Below are 18,971 nucleotides of genomic sequence, written 5' to 3'. Positions count from 1 at the left end.
AATACAATTATATGCTTATCTTACATGTTCATAACATTATAGTATAGATATAATGTATCTCAAAAATCTTACGCAATAAATCCGGAATTCTGGGCCTGTCTATAAATCATTGACTTTTAGATCATAATAAGATACCATAAATTAATAAAAAATGAATGGAAAATACTATATGCAAAGTAAATTAGGAAATCCCCAAAAAACAATTGAGATCATAAAGAAATACGAATTCGCATTCCAGAAGAAATTCGGACAGAATTTTTTAATAGATACCCACGTTTTAGATAAGATCATAGCCGCGGCAGGCGTAACAAAGGATGATTGCGTTCTGGAAATCGGGCCGGGGATCGGTACGATGACACAGTACCTGGCTGAAAATGCCAGACATGTCGTGGCAGTGGAGATCGATTCAAACCTGATCCCCATTCTCAACGAGACTTTGGCGGACTATGAGAATGTGACCGTTATCCATGCGGATATTCTAAAAGTTGACATCAATCAGATAACGGAACAATTTAACGGCGGACGTCCCATCAAGGTAGTTGCAAATCTTCCGTATTACATCACAACCCCTATCATTATGGGTCTTTTTGAAAACAAGGTTCCAATCGACAATATCACGGTCATGGTTCAGAAGGAAGTGGCGGACCGCATGCAGGTAGGGCCTGGTACCAAGGATTACGGCGCCCTCTCTCTGGCCGTTCAGTATTATGCAGAGCCCTATATTGTGGCAAACGTCCCACCTAACTGCTTCATGCCCCGTCCTAACGTAGGGTCTGCGGTCATCCGCCTGACCCGCCACAAGGAACCACTGGTAAAGGCAGAGGATTCAGGGCTTATGTTCCGGCTGATCCGCGCATCCTTTAACCAGAGAAGAAAGACGCTTCAAAACGGATTAAACAATTCGCCGGAAATTCCCTTTACAAAGGAGCAGATCACGGAAGCGGTTGAAAGCCTGGGGCTTGGGCCATCTGTACGGGGTGAGGCATTGACTCTAGAGCAGTTTGCTTCTCTCAGCAACTATTTTACAGGAATGAAAAGATAAGAGCAGGAGGGATTATGTCGGATTCGCTGATTACAAAACGCGCAATAGCGGAAGCCTTAAAACAGGTATGCAGGGAAAAACCCTTTGATAAGATATCCATATCCAATATCACATCCGTATGGGGATTAAACCGGCAGACCTTCTATTATCATTTTCAGGATAAATATGAACTTTTAAGCTGGATCTATTACAATGAGAATTTTGCTAAAATAGCAGAAGACATTACCCTTGAGAACTGGGACCAGAAGATTTATGAACTGCTTCAGAATATGAAAGAAGAAAAGGCCTTTTATATCAATACCATCAAAGAACAGGAACATACCTTTGAGAGTTATCTGTTTGATATGGCAAAGGCCCTGTTTTCCGAAGCGATAATAAAGCTGGATGAAAAGAAGAAGCTCACCGATGAGGAGAGGGATTTTGACTCAGGATTTTATGCATATGGCATTTGCGGGATTATCGTTGACTGGGTGGAGAAGGGAATGAGAACAGAGCCGCAGCTCGTGGCGGAACGCTTAAAAAGCCTGGCCAAGGCTTCGGAGCGGGCTGGTTATCTCCGGAGCCAGGCGGGGCTTTAAGAAAGCTTATGCATGATGATATCCAGGCATTCTTCCTTGGTACAGCTTTTAATGAGCGAAACCAGATCAGAATAAGAAAAAAGCTCTGCAGCTATAGGGCTGAATTTTTCCAACAGCTCTTCTAAGTTCCGGGCGGTTCGCTCCGGAGATTTCTGTCCATTTCTTAACTGGTGGAGCAGCGCCGTTTTAAGGACGGACTCCCGGATATGTTTGTGTATAGTGGCCGACATAAAAAGTCCTCCTTTATCATTATATTCATATTAAAATAAGGTAAAAAAATCTTCTATAGACAAAATTGAATATTTGTCTGGTTTTACGACATCATTTCCCTGATGTCGTTTTTTTATACAACTGAAAAACCATGTATGGTGACGGATAAAATGAAGTATGATAATATAAGCATATCAGTTAACACAATTCATAGAATGGAGCGTTGCATATGAGAGGAAAAAATAATTTCGGAAAAGTGCTTGCATGGGGAGCTGCGGCAACTGCGGCGGGAGTAGCCGCAAAAAAAGCCTATGATTATTCAAAAAAACAGATGGATTTAAAAAATGAAGAAAACATAAGGCATATGGAAAATGGGCAGGCCCCTGGAAAAGCGTATTTTGTAGGTGGCGGTCTGGGAAGTATGGCAGGAGCGGCTTATCTCATACGCGACTGCAACATGCCGGGAGACCAGATCACGATTTTTGAAGGAATGCATATTCTTGGAGGAAGCAACGATGGTATCGGTACCCCGGAAAAAGGCTTTGTATGCCGGGGCGGACGTATGCTTAATGAAGAGACGTATGAAAACTTCTGGGAACTGTTCCGTACCATCCCGTCTTTAAATAACCCTGCAAGGAGTGTGACCGAAGAGATCTTAAGCTTTGACCATGCCCACCCAACCAATGCGAAGGCCAGGCTTGTGGACAAGGATGGAACCATCCTTGATGTGAAGAGCATGGGATTTACCCAGCAGGAACGCATGGCTATGTTAAAGCTTATGAATACACCGGAAGAAAAGCTGGATGATATGACTATAGAGGAATGGTTCGCTGACATGCCTCATTTCTTTACAACGAATTTCTGGTATATGTGGCAGACCACCTTTGCATTCCAGAAATGGAGCAGCCTTTTTGAGTTCCGCCGCTACATGCGCCGGATGATCCTGGAATTCTCAAGGATCAATACCTTGGAAGGGGTAACAAGAACTCCATTAAACCAGTATGACAGTGTGATCCGTCCATTGGAAAACTATTTAAGAAAGCAGGGAGTTGTCTTTGCGGAAAACTGTACGGTTACTGATATTGATTTCGCAGATGGAGACGGGATTACGGCTAAGGTGCTTCACTTAAAAGATAATGGAATAGAAAGACAGCTAGAGCTTCAGGAGGGCGATATCTGCATCATGACCAATGCTTGTATGACCGACAGTGCAACCCTGGGAGATCTCCACACTCCGGCACCGGAGCCTGTTTTAAGACCAATATCCGGGGAATTATGGACCAAGGTATCTGCAAAGAAGCCTGGCCTTGGTAATCCTTACCCATTCTTTGGTGATGTTCATGAGACCAATTGGGAAAGCTTTACCGTAACAAGCCGTGGAAATAAGCTTCTTAAATTGATTGAGGATTACTCCGGCAATGTACCTGGAAGCGGAGCACTTATGACCTTTAAGGATTCCAACTGGCTGATGAGCATTGTTGTAGCTGCCCAGCCACACTTTATCAATCAGCCTATGGACCAGACGATCTTCTGGGGATACGGGCTTTATACGGATCGTGAAGGAGACTTCATAAAGAAACCGATGAAGGATTGTACCGGAGAGGAAATGCTCATCGAGCTTCTCCACCATCTTCATATGGAAGACCGTAAGGATGAAATTCTGGCAGATGTGGTTAACGTCATTCCCTGCATGATGCCTTATGTAGATGCCCAGTTCCAGCCACGCAAGATGACTGACCGCCCGAAGGTAGTTCCAGCCGGCTCTACCAACTTCGCTATGATAAGCCAGTTTGTGGAGATTCCGGACGACATGGTATTTACCGAGGAATATTCGGTAAGGGCCGCCAGAATCGCTGTTTACACCCTGATGGGATCAAATAAAAAGGTTTGTCCGGTCACCCCATATGTGAAGGAACCAAAGGTTTTAATGAAGGCAGTACAGACCTCATACCGTTAATAAAATACAAAAATGTCTTTTTGGGCCAGACACTTTCCGCTCCGGGAAATGTCTGGCCCTTTACCAAATCACCGTGTTAACACGCGGGTGTCATAAATTTCCACGTTGCAAGAACCGTCTTTCTGTGATATGCTAAAACCTGCGCTGTCTGTGAAGGGCGGACGCAAAAAATAGCAGATATGGAGGAACAGATATGAAGAAAAAGGCGCTTGTATTAGCGGCAGTCCTTGCTTCAGGGATGATCCTGACAGCATGCGGGGGTTCCGGTAAATCCGGTACGGCCGGCAATGAAACACAGAAAACAGAAGCAGCAGGAAATACTGCAGGGGGTCTTGATCTGGCAGTTCAGATTGGTCCAGATCCGGAAACCATTGACCCGGCCTTAAATTCATCAATTGATGCAGCTAATATGATCCTGCACGCATTTGAGACACTTTTGACCTTTGATAAGGATAATAATATTATTCCCGGACAGGCAGAATCCTATGATGTGAGTGATGACGGACTTACCTATACGTTTCATTTAAGGGATGGTTTGAAATGGAGCGACGGTTCTGAGCTTACATCAGAAGACTTCGTATATTCCTGGAAGCGTCTGGCAGACCCTGCGACAGCAGCTCCTTATGCAGCAGACATGCTTTCCATGGTAAAAGGATATGATGAGGCAACAGCAGGAAATGTTGACGCCCTGGCTGTATCCGCACCTGATGCAAAAACCTTTGTAGTGGAGCTTGCGTCTCCCTGCGTTTATTTTGATAAAATCGCCACCCATGCCAGCATGGCTCCTGTAAAAGAGGATGTAGTAGAGGCAAAGGGTGACCAGTGGTCCTTAACTCCTGATAGTTATATATCCAACGGACCGTTAAAGATGATCGAGTGGGTACCAGGTTCCCATATCACCTTTGCTAAGAATGAAAATTACTGGGCTGCAGATACTGTAACCTTAAATACCTTAAAATTTGTCCTTATGGAAGATTCCAACGCAGCTTACAGCGCTTACCAGACAGGGGAAGTTTCCATGATCAAGGATGTTCCTACTGACGAAATCCCAAGCCTTGAGGGCACTCCTGATTATCATCTGGAACCTCGTATGGCGACTTCCTATACAATCTTCAACACCACAAAGGCACCTTTTGACAATACACTGGTACGCCGTGCGTTGACCCTTGCAACTGACCGGGAATATGTTGCCAGTACCGTAATGGCAGGAACCGTTTTACCAGCTAACAACTTTGTAGGCCCTGGTATATCTGATGCAGAAGGCGGTTCTTCCTTTGAAGAAGTCACCAGAAAGAACAACGGCGGTGATTACTTTAATGTAAACAATTACGAAGAAGATCTTAATAAGGCAAAAGAGCTTCTGGCAGAAGCAGGCTATCCGGACGGAAAAGGCTTCCCAGTGATCGAATATATGACCAATGATGCCGGTTATAATAAGGCAATTGCAGAATATTTACAGAGCGCCTGGAGCGAACTTGGTATCAGAATGGATATTAAGATTGTTGAATGGTCTACCTTCGCACCAACCCGTCGTGCCGGTGACTTCCAGATTGCACGCGGAGGCTGGGTATATGACTATGATGATCCTTCCAATATGCTGAACTTATTCACAACTGAAAGCGGAAACAACGATGGAAAGTATTCGAATCCTGAGGTGGACAGCTTATTAAACCAGGCCCGTGATACTGCTGATAAGACAGAGCATTATGAGAAGCTTCATGCGGCAGAAAAGCTGATCATGGAAGACGCAGCGGTTGCACCGCTTGTATACTCCAGCGATTTCTATCTGCAGAAGCCTGAATTAAAGGGTACATGGCACTCTCCATACGGCTTCTGGTTCTTTACCCATGCTACCATGGAATAATGACTGGAACAAAAGGAACCGTAAAAAAATAGCATAATAAAAACGTAAAAAGAGCGCGTCTTGACCGGCTGTAAAAACAGCTTCAAGATGCGCTTTTTACGTTGTGTAAAGTAATGCAGACTGCTGTCCCGGATGCCTGGTTCCATGATCCCTGTTTATCCTAAGGATTCGTCATAGCAGGCGCGGGCTCCGCCAATGTATTTCGGCCTGGTACGGGCGGTGACCACGTGGGCGGCGCCGATATACCTGGTCTTTATGCGGACTGGAACGGCTACGGCCTTTAAGTGCATGCCGATCAACGTGTCACCGATATCAATCCCGGCATGGGCTTTAATGGATTCTACCGCCACCGGGCATTGCAGGGTCTGGTAAGCCGCAGTGGCAAGAGAGCTGCCGGCTTTTAACTGCGGTACTACATTGACCGGTTCGTAGCCATAGAGCATGGCTGCTTCCTTTTCCAGAATCAAAGCCCGGTTTAAATGCTCGCAGCACTGGGCTGCAACATAAATCCCCTGTTCGTTAAAAACTTCATAAATGGCAGAAAACACAGTCTGTCCGATTTCCGCGCTGGAATGGGAACCGATCCTGTGGTCGGATATCTCGCTGGAGGAGCATCCGATTACGACCAAGTCCTTCTCATTTAAGTGTGCCACTTCCAGCAGCTCTTTTGCAGCCATTGCGGCCTGCGATCTGATTTCATCCAACATGATATGGCCTCCTCCTTATAAGTCTTTTTTTATAATGCTGCACGGATGGCAGCCGCCATTTCCTCATATTCTTTATCTGTCAGATATATCTTGTCCGGATTCATGGTAAAGGTGCTTCTCCATTCGTCCATGCCGTTATATTTCGGAACAATGTGCATATGAAGGTGACATCCGGTGTCGCCGTAAGCGCCGTAATTTACCTTATCCGGATTAAATACTTTATGGACAGCCTTAGAAACTCTGGCTACATCAGCAAAAAAGGCATTTCTTTCCTCATCATCAATATCAATCAGCTCGCTTACGTGATCCTTATAAGCCAGAATCACTCTGCCCTTTTTACTCTGCTCTTTAAATAAATATAAAAATCCTGTCTCCATTTCGCAAATAGGATAGCCGAATTTTGCAACAAGATCTCCCTTCATACAGTATGCGCAATTTGGATCTTTCATAATCATGTTCCTTTCTTCTGCCGGAGCGTTGTTTTAGTTTTCCGGCCTGTTCTGTCATAATACCGGTTCCATGAGATGCACTTCACTCTGTAAGATTAGGCCCTGCTTCTAATATGAGCGGCCACCTTGGCATCCTCTTTTTTGATGTGGTTGATCAGCCAGCCCGCAATGGCACTGTTGACTTCACCTACAAGAATGATGGTTGGGCCTTCCTTTTCCAGCTTGGCACAGATTCCAGCCACCACCTTTTTAAATTCCTCGTGATAACGTTTGTGGTTTACATAATCCGGATACTGATTCTGGATCTGGAGCTTTTCCTCATTGCCGAAATGCTTTGCAGTATACTCCTGCAGAAACTTGGTGGTATTAGCCAGTTCCGCACGTCCTTTCCCTGTGGAGCAGGCAGTAAGCAGGTTATTGACTGCATCGATCAGCTGGCGATGCTCGGAATCAATTAACTGGTTGCCGGTTTCCAAATCTTTTGAAAATGTATATGCCATATTACTGTCTCCTTATCTTAAGTTTTAAACTCATTCTACACTATTTCCAGATAAATTCCAACCGTTATTTTACTACCTCCTTAAGGGGCAATGTCTTTCAAACCAGTTGCTTTTAAATCCTCGGCAGCAGTTTTTTCATGCCTTAAAGCGACCGGAATAAATTATTGGGAAAAGGTCCTTAAAACAGTAAAAATTTATAGGGCAGGTATGAAAACAACCAACCAAAAATTACATTTTCGGATAGAAAGCAACTCATTTTATAGAGAAAACAGCTTTAAGAAAAGACAAAAAAACAAAGATTCCATCTAAAATACATAAAAAAATTGTGGTGGCGCCGGTTTGGCTCCTGCTATGATATAGGTGAGAGGAGGGGGCATATGGAGAAAATTAAAATAGCACTCATAGGGGCCGGTTCCATGGGAAAAACCTATGCAAAGATGATCGACGGGGATAGGAATGGTTCTCTGACATTGGCAGCGGTATGCTGCCGAAGTTTGAAGTCAAAGCAGTGGGTGAAAGAAAATCTTAGCAGCGAAACCGTCATATTCGACAGTGCAAAAGCCATGTATGGGGAAGCCTGGAGATTTGATGCGGTGCTCATCGTGACCCCCCACAGGACGCATCCCAAGCTTGCGGTTCAGGCATTTAAACATGGGAAGCATGTATTCTGTGATAAGCCGTCCGGGGTATCACTGCTGCAGTGCTGCGCCATGAACGAGGCTGCAGCTGCGTCGGGAAAGAAATTTGCCATGATGTTTCATCAGCGCCTTTACCGGAAATATAAAAGGATCAAAACCATGATAGACAGCGGGGAGCTGGGAAAAGTCAGCAGAGTCCTGTTAGAAAACTCCAGATATTTCAGAACCGCCCGGTATCATCAGTCAGCGGACTGGCGCAGCAGTTGGAGCGGGGAAGGCGGCGGAGGGCTGATCAATCAGGGGCAGCATATTCTGGATATCTGGCAATGGCTGTTCGGTATGCCTTCGGCTGTTTACGCCGAGATCCCATTTGGAAAGTACAATGAATTTCTGGTAGACGACGAGGCCACGGTCCTGATGGAATATCCGGACAAGATGACTGCCGCCTTCATCTTGACTACGGGGGAAGGAACTTGGACGGAGAAGCTGGAGATTGTGGGAACCAGAGGAAAGCTGCTTCTGGAGGACGATACGCTCCACTTCTGGAAATACAACGAGGATACAAGGGAGTATGGGAAGCGGGCTTCCTGTAACGCCAGAGAAGATCTGGGTGAGGAATACAGAATAGAGGAATTTGGCAGGCAGGAAGAGCCTTATCCGCAGATGTTTGAAAACTTTGCGGCTGCAGTGTTTAACGATGAGCCCTTAACCGCCTGCGGCGAGGAGGGAATACGCGCTCTGGAGATCGCCAATGCCGCCTACCTTTCCGCATGGCTGGGTAAAAAGGTGACGCTGCCCATCGACGCCGAAGCCTACGAACGGGAGCTGGAAAAACGGGTGTGTGAGGAGGAGAAGCTTCATATAGAGCCTCACGGGGAAGGCGGAGGAAATGAATAAGCTGCGGTATTTAATCGTCGGTTCCGGGTGGCGGTCCTTATTTTATCTAAGAATTGCAAAGGCTCTTCCGGAGCGTTTTGAAGTGTGCGCCATGCTTTGCCGGTCTAAGGAGAAGGCGGAGAATATCCGCCGGGAATATGGCGTTTTAACTAGTATATCCTCCGGGGACTGCATAGCAATGAAGCCTGATTTCGTTGTGGTGGCGGTAAGTAAACCATCCATATTCTCCGTAAGCCGGTTCTGGATGGAGGCCGGATTTCCGGTTCTCATTGAGACTCCGCCCTCTCTGGAGCTCCCCAAGCTTAACGAGCTGTGGCGGCTCCGAACAGAGAACGGACACAAAATACTGGTGGCGGAGCAATATTTAAATTATCCGGCCATTGCCGGCCGCTTAGCCGTGTCAGAAAGCGGTGTACTGGGGGAACCGGCCTTTTTCAGACTGTCCCTGGCTCACGGCTATCATGGAGCCAGCCTGATCCGGAGGTTTTTGAAGGTGGGGGATGAACCGGTACGCATATGTGGAAAATCCTACCCGGTTTCCGTCGTGGAAACGGATTCCCGCTGGGGCGTGGTCACAGACGGGGAACTGTCGCAGAATGTTCTGGAACGTTTTACCTTTGAGTTTGAAAGCGGGAAAACGGCATTTTTTGATTTCTGCAGCGTCCAGTACCATTCCTTTCTGCGAAGCAGGCATATGAATCTCCAGGGACCGTTTGGGGAACTTGACGATTTTACGGTTCGCTTTCTGGATGAAAACCGCAGGCCGGTGACACAGGAACTGAGGATAGAGACAGGGAAACAGGCGGGCTCCATTGAAGCGGTTTATTTAGGGGAAAGGGCTGTCTACCGGAATCCATTTCCGGGAAGCGGCCTACCGGAGGACGAGACGGCGCTGGCGGTGCTGTTAGACGGAATGGAGGAATATATCCGGAACGGAACTGAGCGTTACCCCCTTCAGGATGCCCTTCAGGATGCCTACCTGGCGATACTTATGGAAGAGGCGCTAAAGATCCCCGGAACTGTGGTGCAGTCACAGCCACAGATTTGGAACAAAGGGCAGGCATAATACTACAGGCTAAAATTAAGATCAGTAAACCACTGCCGCAGGGCCGGAACAAAGGATAGGTCAAAAGGAGACACAGACATGAAGGAATATGAGGAACTGTTAAAAGATCTGGAGCGGCTGGAACAGAATCTGGTCTTTGAGGAGTTTGATGCGGACTTAGCGCTGAAAATCGGCCTGGAGCTGATTGAGGAGGCCAAAAGACGCAAAAACAAAATTGCGGTGAATATCAGCGCATTCGGAAGAACGCTGTTTCATTTTTCCAGCAATGGAAACGCCCCCAGCAATGACGAGATGCTCCGAAGAAAACGAAACACGGCACTCTACACGGGACACAGTTCCTTATGGGCGCATTATATGCTGGCGGATATGGGGATGTCCATAGATGAAAAATGGCACTTGGACCCCGGCACTTATGCTGAGGTAGGCGGCGCGTTCCCGGTCCGGGTGAGAAGCTGCGGCGGAGTAGTGGGGACTATAACGGCCTCCGGTTTTTCCCATCAAGAAGACCATGGGATTATAATAGATGTATTAAAAAAACTGTTAACAGAAAAGTAAAAAGGAGAAGGGCTTATGAAACGATTGATTGCAATGTTTACAGCGGCTAGTATGGCGGTATCTTTAATTGCCTGTACGGGTCAGGGGACGAAACAGGCCGCAGCTACGGGGACAGAGGAGGCTTTGACTTCCGGTAAGGAGAGTGGAGCAGCAATGGCTTCTGCCGGGGCGCAGGAGGTAAAGGCGGAGCCAGGGAGTGCGCCGTGTACGATCCGTTTCAGTTGGTGGGGCGGGGACACGAGACATGAAGCCACGAAAGCTGCTGTCGACGCATTTATGGCAAAATACCCCAACATCAAGGTGGAATGCGAGTACGGAACCTGGGACGGATGGACCGAAAAGGTAGCGACCCAGCTCAGCGCCGGTACAGCGCCGGATCTGCTTCAGGGCAACTGGAACTGGTTGTTTCAATATTCTGGAGACGGCTCCAAATTTGTAGATCTTAGGCAGTACGCCGATATCCTTTCCCTGGATAACTATCCCCAGGGGATCCTGGACGACTGCGTGGTGGGCGGAAAGCTGCAGGGACTGCCTCTTGGAACCAATACCAAATGCTTCTACTGGAATAAAACCACGTTTGAGAAGGCCGGTATTCCGATTCCCGGAACCTGGGACGAGCTTTATGCTGCAGGCGACGTATTCCAGACAAAGCTTGGCGGCGACTACTATCCCATGGCGATGTTCCAATATGAGAGAATGCTGCTGATGCTGTACTACATGCAGGAGAAATATCAGAAGCCCTGGGCGGAGAACAATGTGGTAGCCTATACGCCGGAGGAGGTTTTAGATGGCCTGGAATTTATAAACAGTCTGGAGGAAAAGCATGTGATGCCGTCTGTTAAGACTCTCCAGGGAGACGGAGCCACAACGCTCGAAAGGAACCAGAACTGGATGGGCGGAAAGTATGCGGGCATTTATGAATGGGATGCTGCTCAGGCCAAATTCAACGATTCTCTGAACGAGGGCCAGGAGTTTGTTCTTGGACCCCATATCACCGGAGAGGGAATGAAGGATGCGGGCTTTACAAAGATCACACAGACCTTTTCCATTCCGGAAACATCAGAGCATCCCGCCGAGGCGGCCTTACTGCTGGAATTCATTACCTCGGTGGACGAGGGCGTTAAGCTGATGTCCACCGAGAGAGGCATGTTGTTAAACCATCACGCAAATGAAGTATTGGAGGATGAAGGGCTTTTGAAGGGACTGTCCTTTGAAGGAAATCAGCAGGCTATGAAGGTAGCCAGATTTGCGGTGGATCCTAACTTTGAAAATTCTGCGCTAAAGGATGATACCGGAATCTACTACGAGGTATTTGAAAACCTCAGCGCAGGGGGGGACCCCTCCGAGCTGGCACAGTATTTGATTGATTCCTGCAACGAAGTCTACGCAGCGAATTCATATTAAAAATACACTCCCCGGTATATCCCAGGTCAGGGTCATGATATGCCGGGGAGTATTTGAGAGGAAGAGGCTAAGTGGAAGGGCGCAGGTTTTATAACTGGATTCAGCGAAAGGAATGTGGGCTTTTATAAAAGTACCGGAAAGGGGAGTGGCGATGTATATGAGGGGGATTTCTCAAAAGAGGGCCAGAAGACAGAATATCGGCTATCTTTACATATCCATTTGGTTTATAGGGTTCCTGATTTTTAAACTTTACCCGTTTTTATCATCACTGTTTTATAGCTTTACTAATTACAACATGTTTAACACCAACACAAAATGGATCGGATTGGACAACTATAACACGATTATGCACACGGCTAAATATGTAAAGGCGTTTGCAGTAACGTTTCAGTACGCATTTCTGACAGTTCCGCTAAAGCTGGTATTTGCCCTGTTTATCGCCTATATCTTAAACTTCAAGATTAAGGGAATCGGTCTGTTCCGGACGGTCTACTATATTCCCTCCATACTGGGAGGCTCCGTGGCAATTGCTGTGTTATGGCAGTTTCTGTTTCAGACGAACGGTCTGGTAAACCAGGTCATCGGATTGTTTGGAGGGGAGGGGTTAAACTGGCTGGGAACGCCCAAATACGCCCTCTTTGTGGTATGCCTGCTGCGTGTGTGGCAGTTCGGGTCCTCCATGGTAATCTTTCTGGCGGCCTTAAAGGGCGTACCGGTTGATTTATATGAGGCGGCATCTATAGATGGGGCCACAAAGGTCAGGCAGTTTTTCAGTGTGACGCTTCCGATGATCACACCTGTAATTTTTTACAACTTAGTGACACAACTTTGTCAGGCATTTCAGGAGTTCAACGGACCGTTTATCATCACAAAGGGCGGACCTATGGGTTCTACCACACTGATCTCCCTGCTGGTCTATCAGAACGCGTTTAAGACAAATACCATGGGCATGGCCAGCGCGATGGCATGGCTGCTGTTTGCGATCATCGCAGCATTTACGGCAATGGCTTTTATCAGCCAGAAGTACTGGGTCTATTACGGCGATGAGGAAAGGTAGGGACGGATAAAGATGAATATAATATGGAAAAAAAGAGTTTCCTTAGGTATCCGCTATCTGCTGCTGACTGCCGTGGGACTGATCATGATTTATCCGATGATCTGGATGGTAGGTGCATCTTTTAAAGCCAGCAACAACGAGATATTCAGCTCCATTGGTTTTATCCCAACCCACCCTACGCTTGAGGCATACCGTAAGGGGTGGAAATCAACGGAGACGGTGTTTGCAGTCTATATGCTGAATACGTACAAATTCGTGATTCCCAAAGTGATCGGAACCGTGCTTTCCGCTACCATAACGGCATACGGCTTTTCCAGATTCCAATACCGGGGAAAGGGCTTCCTGTTCGGTATCCTTCTCTCTACCCTGCTTTTGCCGCAGGTGGTGTTAAATGTGCCGCAGTTTCTGATGTTCAACAAATTCGGCTGGCTGGACACCTACCTATCTCTTGTAGTTCCCAGCTTTTTTGCGGGAGATACGTATTTTGTGTATATGCTGATCCAGTTTATGAGATCGATACCCAGGGAACTGGAGGAGGCAGCGGAGATCGACGGCTGCAACACATGGCAGCGTCTGTGGCTGATCATGACGCCCATGGTGAAGCCCTCCATGGTATCCTGCGCCCTGTTTCAGTTTATGTGGGCCTCCAATGACTTCATGGGACCCTTAATCTATATCAATACAGTCAAAAAATATCCGGCCTCTCTGGGTCTTCGGCTTATCATGGACTCAGAATCCGGTTTTGAGTGGAACAAGGTGCTGGCGCTCTCGGTCATTGTGATTCTACCGTCTGTCGCTGTATTTCTGTCCGCGCAGAATCAGTTTATTGACGGGGTTGCAGCCGGTGGGCTGAAGGGGTAAAATAAATTAAAAAGGCTGAACTTATAAAAATTTTAACAAAGCGTCTGCAGGGATCTGAAAGGGCAGAATAGATAGGAAGGGGGGATTCTGTGTTTGAGATGCGTGCGATGGAGGATACGCAGGAATTCCGGATCGAGAGGAAAAAAATTACGGCGAATTACCGGATGAAGGAGGCACATTTTCATCCCTATTACGAGCTGTATTACCTCTATGCGGGAAGCTGCAGCACCTTTATCGGTCATACCCTTTATCATGTTAAGGCGGGGGATTTAATCCTGATTAAGAACATGGATATTCACCGGACACTGGACTATTCCAGCCGGTTTAACGAGCGGATTGTTATGAATTTTACTCCGTATTTTTTAAACCTTATGGAATCCGAATTAGGGACTGAGGCGGTGGACGAGATCGTCTCCGTATCCCATATTCGTGTACCCCCGGCCAAGCGACAGTACATCGGGAATCTGCTGAATCTGCTGATCTATGAGGATAAGATCAAGGACAGCTTCCATCAGTTTCTTAAAAAAAGTCACCTTTATGAGATTCTGTTGTTCATGTATCACAGCCAGTCCGGACAGAAGAAGAGCGTTGATGAACTGGACTGCAAGGAAGAACGTTTTTACGAGGCTGCCAAATATATTTGTGGCCACTACGCACAGGATGTAACTCTTGAGGAGGTGGCGTCCAGCATCAATATGGCGCCTACCTATTTTTCCCGGCAGTTTAAAAAAGTAACCAGCATCGGCTTTAAGGAGTATTTAATCCAGATCCGTGTCCGTGAAGCCACGGTCCTGCTTCTGGAAACGGATATCCCGGTTATGAAGATTGCAAATAAGTGCGGCTTCAATGACAGCAATTACTTTTGCGAGGTATTTAAAAAGGTCAAAGGGGTCAGTCCCAGTCAGTACCGGAAGACGCCAGAAGCGATTTAATCCGGATTATCTACAAGATATCCATTTATGCGGATCTCCTCCCTGGTTTTTGTGTTCTTTGATTCCCTTATCTTCCTTTTTTATTCGGAATAGCCCCCTTAAAATAGGCATAAAAAAGCCCGGCGCAGGAGCAGCCGGGCAGATACTGTCATATAATTTGGAAACGGATGAAAAAGCAACCGGGTTTAAATATTTCCCATTCTGGAAAGAGCCGCTTCGTCTGCAACAATGGTAACATCCGGATGAAGCTGTAAAATAGATGCCGGAACTTTAGAAGTAACCGGTCCGTAGATTACATCATAAAGGATGTCTGCTTTCTCAGCTCCGCTGACGATAAGCAGGATCTTTCTGGCTCTCATTATGGTACCGATACCCATGGTATAGGCTTGGCGCGGAACTTCATCAATTGATGCGAAGAAACGCTTGTTGGCTTCGATGGTGCTTTCCTGAAGGTCTACAATGTGCGTATCCTTTGGGAAGATGTCGGATGGCTCGTTGAAGCCAATGTGACCATTGTGCCCAAGTCCTAAGAGCTGTAAATCAACACCGCCCAGGCCTTTGATGATTTCCTCGTAGCGGGCAGCTTCTTTGTTGGCGTCAGCTTCCATCCCATTAGGGATGTTGGTATTTGCTTCGTCAATGTTTACATGGCGAAACAGATTCTCACGCATAAAATAGTAATAGCTTTGATCGTTTTCCCTGGTGAGTCCCTTGTATTCATCTAGGTTCGCAGTCTTTACCTGGGAGAAATCCAAATCCCCTTTGTTGTACCATTCGATCAATTGCTTGTAGGTGCCTATAGGTGAGGAACCGGTAGCCAGTCCAAGAACACAGCTCGGTTTCATAATAATCTGGGCAGATATTATATTGGCGGCCTTACGGCTCATATCGTTGTAGTCCTTCGCGCGATAAAGCTTCATTTCTCTATCCCTCCATACGTTTAAAAAAAATTTTATATATTCTTTTCATAAGGATATCATTTTTGTGTCATAGATGCAATGGCATTTTGCATAAAATAATTATAAAGGAGTGATGGCATGCCTAATTATCGAAGACTAATCTCATATATTTATGCCTATGAAGGCGCAGTCAAAGGAAAAAACATCGGATTTGCCAAAATAGAGACGAGAGGGATCCAGTGCAAGATTACGGTCAGTGTCAAAAGAATATATGTGGGCGGCAATGATATCGGAGTATACTTATTAGCCGCAGACCAGGAAATATTCCTGGGAAATATTTTTATACGCGGTGGTTCCGGTGAATTCAGGACTGTGGTATCGGCTAGCGATATAGAACACTCCGGAATTAACATGGATCAGTGCTACGGACTGACCATCCATGATGTGAAAAATACATGGCGTTCCTATACGACCATTTGGGAAGATGCTGTTGCCCATGCGGCGGAAGTCGATCTGGAGAGTGCGACCAAGGTTGTTTTGGAAAAGGAACAGGCCGTTATTTCAGAAGAACAGATAAAACGGGCGGTACGTGAGATCGAGGAAGAATTCCCACTGAAGCCTGATGAACCCCGGGAGATTTCCCAGGCAGAGATTTTACAAGATGAAACAATTGAGGCCTCCTCTAATGACCGAACGGTAGAAGAGGATGTTTTGGTTGCCGAAGAACAGGAATTGCCGGAAGAGGAAGATCTGCAGGCAGAACACCTGGATGAAGTTGACCAGAGAATAATTGATGCAGATATGGATGTTGCCATACCAGACGATAAGGAACCGGTAAAAGCAGAATCAAAAGCTGATGAGCAGGAATGGATCATGTCTGATGAGCCGATAGCGGAAGAAGACGGCTTACTATACACAGAGGAATCGGAAGAAGACCATTCGTACATAGAGGAATCGGAAAAAGGTCTTCAGTACATGGAGGAGTCAGAAGAAGACATCCAATATACGGAGGAATCAGAAGAAGACCTCCAATATATGGAGGAACCGGGCGTAGAGCCAGCTAAAGCCGGTGAGCCGGTAGCGGCCGGAGAACCGGAATGGTTTGCATCAGTGGAATCACTGCAGCAGGAAGCCTGGGCCAAAGCAGAGGAGCCGATGCAGGAACCCCGCAAGAATGCCATGCAGTCTACGGAGCAAGTATCCGGAGATTGGAAAAATGACGGACAGGAAGACATACCGAGTGAGATGCAGGAGAAGGAAGATGAGCGACAAGAGGCCGCCAAATCAGTGGATGCCCAGGAGAGAGAAGCTGTATTCAGTGAGCCTTATCCCTTCAGCGCCCAGGATGGAATCGGTGAAACTACTTGTTACCGGGCAGATGCTATGATAAAAGAAAGCATGGGCAATCAGGAAGCACGGCCAAAACTGGGAAATCCTGATGAACTAGAGCGACTTCGCCAAAATGAGATCCAGGATGATAACACCCATCATATGATTTGGGAAAAGTTGAAACGTGAACATACAAGGATTCTTGCATTTGATTATGAGGATGGCTGTGAAATTCTGACCATAAAGCCCCAGGATATCGGTGTCCTTCCAAGGGATAGCTGGGTTTATGGCAACAACAGCTTCCTTCTGCATGGATACTATAATTACCGTTACTTAATTCTGGCAAAACTATTGAACCCAAACGGGATGCCCCGTTACCTTCTTGGAATTCCAGGGCATTATTACAGCAATGAGCGATACATGGCTTCAATGTTCGGCTTTCCTAATTTCGTTCTGTCAAAAGATCAGCCAATGGAAGACGGCAGGTTTGGATTCTGGTATACCGATGTAAAATTAGGGGGCTAGTTTAAGCCCCCTTATCGGCTTGCCCTGATTAATCCTCAACGCCTCGAAGCATAGCATTGGGAATCAAGGGTTTTAAGATGTTTAAGAATTGATTGAGCTCTTCCCTGGAAAAAGGCTGGAAACCAGGACATAGGACCTGGTCCGAGTCCACATAGTTTTGCAGGTAGTAATTAGGACAGCCTGTCAGCCATTCACCGATATCTATAAAATCACGGAGGCTATGGATCCCTTTTACCGCCGTTGTGCGGAATTCAAAAGGAATGGTTCCTTGAAGGAGAAAAGCAGCGCTTTCCTCAATGTCCTTCATCCTTAGCCCCCTGATTCCCGCTGCCTTGGGATAATTTTCCCTGCCTGCTTTAATATCCATTGCCACATAGTCCAAAAGTCCGTTTGAAGCCAGCTTTTTTAAGACCTCCGGCCGATAGCCGTTGGTATCCAGTTTAATAAGATAGCCCAGATCCCGAATTTTCCGGATAAAGGGTTCTAAATCCTCTGACAGGGTGGGTTCTCCCCCAGTAATGCAGACACCCTCTAAAATTCCTTTTCGTTTCTTTAAAAAATCCAAAATCTCCTCTTCACTGAACAGAGATTCTGCCTCATTGCCGATCAGCCCGCTGTTATGGCAGAAGGGGCAGCGGAAATTGCAGCCGCCGAGAAAGATCGTAGCTGCCACGTGGCCGGGAAAATCCAGAAGCGTTGTTTTTTGAAGACCGCATAGTTTCATACCTTCACCATTCCTTTGTTTCGTGATATACTTATCCCAGTATATCACATTTAAACACCCGGAGGGTATAGTTATATTGAAATGCCCTGGAGGTGTCCCAATATGCCCAGAAAGCATGGGTAGTTATATTAATAGCAAAGAGGAATAAATATGACAACAGATGAGAAATATATGCGCACAGCAATAAAACAGGCTGAAAAGGCAGGCGCCATTGGTGAAGTCCCCATCGGCTGCATTATTGTCTATGAAGATAAGATCATTGCCCGTGGATATAACCGCCGCACCATTGATAAAAATGTCCTGTCCCATGCGGAGATCAATGCCATCCGCAAAGCGTGCAGAAAAATAGGGGATTGGAGGCTTGAGGGCTGTACCATGTATGTGACCCTGGAACCCTGTCCCATGTGTGCCGGAGCTATTGTTCAGGCCAGGATCCCCAGAGTCGTTATCGGCTGCATGAATGCTAAGGCCGGCTGTGCTGGATCGGTGCTTGATATGCTTCATGAGGAGGGCTTTAACCACCAGGTTGAAACGGAAACAGGAGTTTTAGGAGAAGAATGTTCTCAAATGATGAAAGATTTTTTTAGAGAGCTGCGGGAAAGGAACAAGAAAAAACAGGAAGACAAATCCTCTATAGCAGAACAGTGATTTCATTCAAGTCTCTGAATTGAGTAATAAATCTCAGTTTGGAGGCTTTTTTAATTTCTGGATTTCTTTCGGGGAATAAGAAGTGAGTTATAAAAATGATGCTTTGTCTGGATATCTATAAGGTAATTT

The 18,971-nt window shown here is 46.5% G+C and carries 19 protein-coding genes; 13 read left to right on the top strand and 6 right to left on the bottom strand.

All coding sequences use genetic code 11. The features are described 5' to 3' along the window. Window positions 1-169 precede the first annotated feature (169 nt). Window positions 170-1,042, top strand: a complete 873-nt coding sequence (gene rsmA / locus BMW45_RS05690) for a 16S rRNA (adenine(1518)-N(6)/adenine(1519)-N(6))-dimethyltransferase RsmA (RefSeq protein ID WP_092241257.1) — start codon at window positions 170-172, stop codon at window positions 1,040-1,042. 14 nt (window positions 1,043-1,056) lie between these two features. After that, window positions 1,057-1,620 carry a dihydroxyacetone kinase transcriptional activator DhaS gene (gene dhaS / locus BMW45_RS05685; RefSeq protein ID WP_092241255.1) on the top strand — a complete coding sequence of 188 codons (564 nt, stop codon included), beginning with the start codon at window positions 1,057-1,059 and terminating at the stop codon, window positions 1,618-1,620. On the opposite strand, the gene BMW45_RS05680 is transcribed toward dhaS, so the two are convergent. Continuing rightward, on the bottom strand, window positions 1,617-1,850 hold the full coding sequence (locus BMW45_RS05680) for a hypothetical protein (protein WP_025230816.1): 234 nt from the start codon (window positions 1,848-1,850) through the stop codon (window positions 1,617-1,619). The genes dhaS and BMW45_RS05680 overlap by 4 nt on opposite strands. Before the next feature lie 209 nt (window positions 1,851-2,059). On the opposite strand from BMW45_RS05680, the gene BMW45_RS05675 reads away from it, so the two are divergent. Continuing rightward, complete coding sequence (locus BMW45_RS05675; protein ID WP_092241253.1) at window positions 2,060-3,787, top strand: oleate hydratase; 1,728 nt, start codon at window positions 2,060-2,062, stop codon at window positions 3,785-3,787. A gap of 193 nt (window positions 3,788-3,980) precedes the next feature. Beyond that, window positions 3,981-5,651: a peptide ABC transporter substrate-binding protein gene (locus tag BMW45_RS05670; protein ID WP_092241251.1), complete on the top strand. Its 1,671-nt coding sequence runs from the start codon at window positions 3,981-3,983 to the stop codon at window positions 5,649-5,651. A gap of 155 nt (window positions 5,652-5,806) precedes the next feature. On the opposite strand, the gene BMW45_RS05665 is transcribed toward BMW45_RS05670, so the two are convergent. From BMW45_RS05665 to BMW45_RS05655, 3 genes are all read right to left on the bottom strand, one after another. Beyond that, complete coding sequence (locus BMW45_RS05665; RefSeq protein ID WP_054791313.1) at window positions 5,807-6,358, bottom strand: TIGR01440 family protein; 552 nt, start codon at window positions 6,356-6,358, stop codon at window positions 5,807-5,809. 29 nt (window positions 6,359-6,387) lie between these two features. Further along, entirely contained in the window at window positions 6,388-6,807 is a 420-nt protein-coding gene (locus tag BMW45_RS05660; RefSeq protein ID WP_092241249.1) for an HIT family protein, read from the bottom strand. Between the two features lie 95 nt (window positions 6,808-6,902). Beyond that, the gene (locus BMW45_RS05655; RefSeq protein WP_025230821.1) at window positions 6,903-7,307 is read right to left on the bottom strand and encodes a bacteriohemerythrin; all 405 of its coding nucleotides are present in this window, start codon (window positions 7,305-7,307) and stop codon (window positions 6,903-6,905) included. 377 nt (window positions 7,308-7,684) lie between these two features. Between BMW45_RS05655 and BMW45_RS05645 the strand changes: the two genes are divergently transcribed. The 7 genes from BMW45_RS05645 (at window position 7,685) to BMW45_RS05615 (ending at window position 14,717) form a co-directional block, all read left to right on the top strand. Next, window positions 7,685-8,842 (top strand): Gfo/Idh/MocA family protein, encoded by a 1,158-nt coding sequence (locus BMW45_RS05645; RefSeq protein ID WP_092241245.1) that lies wholly within the window; start codon window positions 7,685-7,687, stop codon window positions 8,840-8,842. After that, a complete protein-coding gene (locus BMW45_RS05640; protein WP_092241243.1) occupies window positions 8,835-9,908 on the top strand; it encodes a Gfo/Idh/MocA family protein in 1,074 nt (357 codons plus the stop codon). Before BMW45_RS05645 ends, BMW45_RS05640 begins: the two co-directional genes overlap by 8 nt. 78 nt (window positions 9,909-9,986) lie before the next feature. Next, window positions 9,987-10,463: a heme-degrading domain-containing protein gene (locus tag BMW45_RS05635; protein WP_092241241.1), complete on the top strand. Its 477-nt coding sequence runs from the start codon at window positions 9,987-9,989 to the stop codon at window positions 10,461-10,463. 15 nt (window positions 10,464-10,478) lie between these two features. Next, window positions 10,479-11,867 (top strand): ABC transporter substrate-binding protein, encoded by a 1,389-nt coding sequence (locus BMW45_RS05630; RefSeq protein WP_092241239.1) that lies wholly within the window; start codon window positions 10,479-10,481, stop codon window positions 11,865-11,867. Between the two features lie 157 nt (window positions 11,868-12,024). Then, window positions 12,025-12,924 (top strand): carbohydrate ABC transporter permease, encoded by a 900-nt coding sequence (locus tag BMW45_RS05625; protein WP_092246210.1) that lies wholly within the window; start codon window positions 12,025-12,027, stop codon window positions 12,922-12,924. A gap of 12 nt (window positions 12,925-12,936) precedes the next feature. Then, the gene (locus BMW45_RS05620; protein ID WP_092241237.1) at window positions 12,937-13,785 is read left to right on the top strand and encodes a carbohydrate ABC transporter permease; all 849 of its coding nucleotides are present in this window, start codon (window positions 12,937-12,939) and stop codon (window positions 13,783-13,785) included. Window positions 13,786-13,883: 98 nt separating this feature from the next. Further along, window positions 13,884-14,717, top strand: a complete 834-nt coding sequence (locus tag BMW45_RS05615) for an AraC family transcriptional regulator (RefSeq protein ID WP_242883093.1) — start codon at window positions 13,884-13,886, stop codon at window positions 14,715-14,717. A gap of 185 nt (window positions 14,718-14,902) precedes the next feature. On the opposite strand, the gene nagB is transcribed toward BMW45_RS05615, so the two are convergent. Next, window positions 14,903-15,637, bottom strand: coding sequence for a glucosamine-6-phosphate deaminase (gene nagB / locus BMW45_RS05610; protein WP_092241233.1), 735 nt, complete (start codon window positions 15,635-15,637; stop codon window positions 14,903-14,905). 117 nt (window positions 15,638-15,754) lie between these two features. On the opposite strand from nagB, the gene BMW45_RS05605 reads away from it, so the two are divergent. Further along, window positions 15,755-17,470: a hypothetical protein gene (locus BMW45_RS05605; protein WP_092241231.1), complete on the top strand. Its 1,716-nt coding sequence runs from the start codon at window positions 15,755-15,757 to the stop codon at window positions 17,468-17,470. A 28-nt stretch (window positions 17,471-17,498) separates the two neighbouring features. Here the strand turns inward: BMW45_RS05605 and BMW45_RS05600 are convergent, their stop codons facing one another. Continuing rightward, window positions 17,499-18,194, bottom strand: a complete 696-nt coding sequence (locus BMW45_RS05600) for an anaerobic ribonucleoside-triphosphate reductase activating protein (RefSeq protein ID WP_092241229.1) — start codon at window positions 18,192-18,194, stop codon at window positions 17,499-17,501. A gap of 150 nt (window positions 18,195-18,344) precedes the next feature. Between BMW45_RS05600 and tadA the strand changes: the two genes are divergently transcribed. Further along, complete coding sequence (gene tadA, locus BMW45_RS05595) at window positions 18,345-18,842, top strand: tRNA adenosine(34) deaminase TadA (protein WP_092241227.1); 498 nt, start codon at window positions 18,345-18,347, stop codon at window positions 18,840-18,842. Window positions 18,843-18,971 lie beyond the last annotated feature (129 nt).

This window comes from Lacrimispora sphenoides, assembly GCF_900105215.1.
GTDB classification, from domain to species: Bacteria; Bacillota; Clostridia; order Lachnospirales; family Lachnospiraceae; genus Lacrimispora; species Lacrimispora sphenoides_A.
The sequence above is the reverse complement of the archived record's forward strand: the minus strand, read 5'-3'. Positions and strand labels throughout refer to the sequence as shown.

Coding starts and splice junctions, on each gene's coding strand:
- rsmA (WP_092241257.1), top strand. CDS start 170: ATGCAAAGTAAATTAGGAAATCCCCAAAAAACAATTGAGATCATAAAG.
- dhaS (WP_092241255.1), top strand. CDS start 1,057: ATGTCGGATTCGCTGATTACAAAACGCGCAATAGCGGAAGCCTTAAAA.
- BMW45_RS05680 (WP_025230816.1), bottom strand. CDS start 1,850: ATGTCGGCCACTATACACAAACATATCCGGGAGTCCGTCCTTAAAACG.
- BMW45_RS05675 (WP_092241253.1), top strand. CDS start 2,060: ATGAGAGGAAAAAATAATTTCGGAAAAGTGCTTGCATGGGGAGCTGCG.
- BMW45_RS05670 (WP_092241251.1), top strand. CDS start 3,981: ATGAAGAAAAAGGCGCTTGTATTAGCGGCAGTCCTTGCTTCAGGGATG.
- BMW45_RS05665 (WP_054791313.1), bottom strand. CDS start 6,358: ATGTTGGATGAAATCAGATCGCAGGCCGCAATGGCTGCAAAAGAGCTG.
- BMW45_RS05660 (WP_092241249.1), bottom strand. CDS start 6,807: ATGAAAGATCCAAATTGCGCATACTGTATGAAGGGAGATCTTGTTGCA.
- BMW45_RS05655 (WP_025230821.1), bottom strand. CDS start 7,307: ATGGCATATACATTTTCAAAAGATTTGGAAACCGGCAACCAGTTAATT.
- BMW45_RS05645 (WP_092241245.1), top strand. CDS start 7,685: ATGGAGAAAATTAAAATAGCACTCATAGGGGCCGGTTCCATGGGAAAA.
- BMW45_RS05640 (WP_092241243.1), top strand. CDS start 8,835: ATGAATAAGCTGCGGTATTTAATCGTCGGTTCCGGGTGGCGGTCCTTA.
- BMW45_RS05635 (WP_092241241.1), top strand. CDS start 9,987: ATGAAGGAATATGAGGAACTGTTAAAAGATCTGGAGCGGCTGGAACAG.
- BMW45_RS05630 (WP_092241239.1), top strand. CDS start 10,479: ATGAAACGATTGATTGCAATGTTTACAGCGGCTAGTATGGCGGTATCT.
- BMW45_RS05625 (WP_092246210.1), top strand. CDS start 12,025: ATGAGGGGGATTTCTCAAAAGAGGGCCAGAAGACAGAATATCGGCTAT.
- BMW45_RS05620 (WP_092241237.1), top strand. CDS start 12,937: ATGAATATAATATGGAAAAAAAGAGTTTCCTTAGGTATCCGCTATCTG.
- BMW45_RS05615 (WP_242883093.1), top strand. CDS start 13,884: ATGCGTGCGATGGAGGATACGCAGGAATTCCGGATCGAGAGGAAAAAA.
- nagB (WP_092241233.1), bottom strand. CDS start 15,637: ATGAAGCTTTATCGCGCGAAGGACTACAACGATATGAGCCGTAAGGCC.
- BMW45_RS05605 (WP_092241231.1), top strand. CDS start 15,755: ATGCCTAATTATCGAAGACTAATCTCATATATTTATGCCTATGAAGGC.
- BMW45_RS05600 (WP_092241229.1), bottom strand. CDS start 18,194: ATGAAACTATGCGGTCTTCAAAAAACAACGCTTCTGGATTTTCCCGGC.
- tadA (WP_092241227.1), top strand. CDS start 18,345: ATGACAACAGATGAGAAATATATGCGCACAGCAATAAAACAGGCTGAA.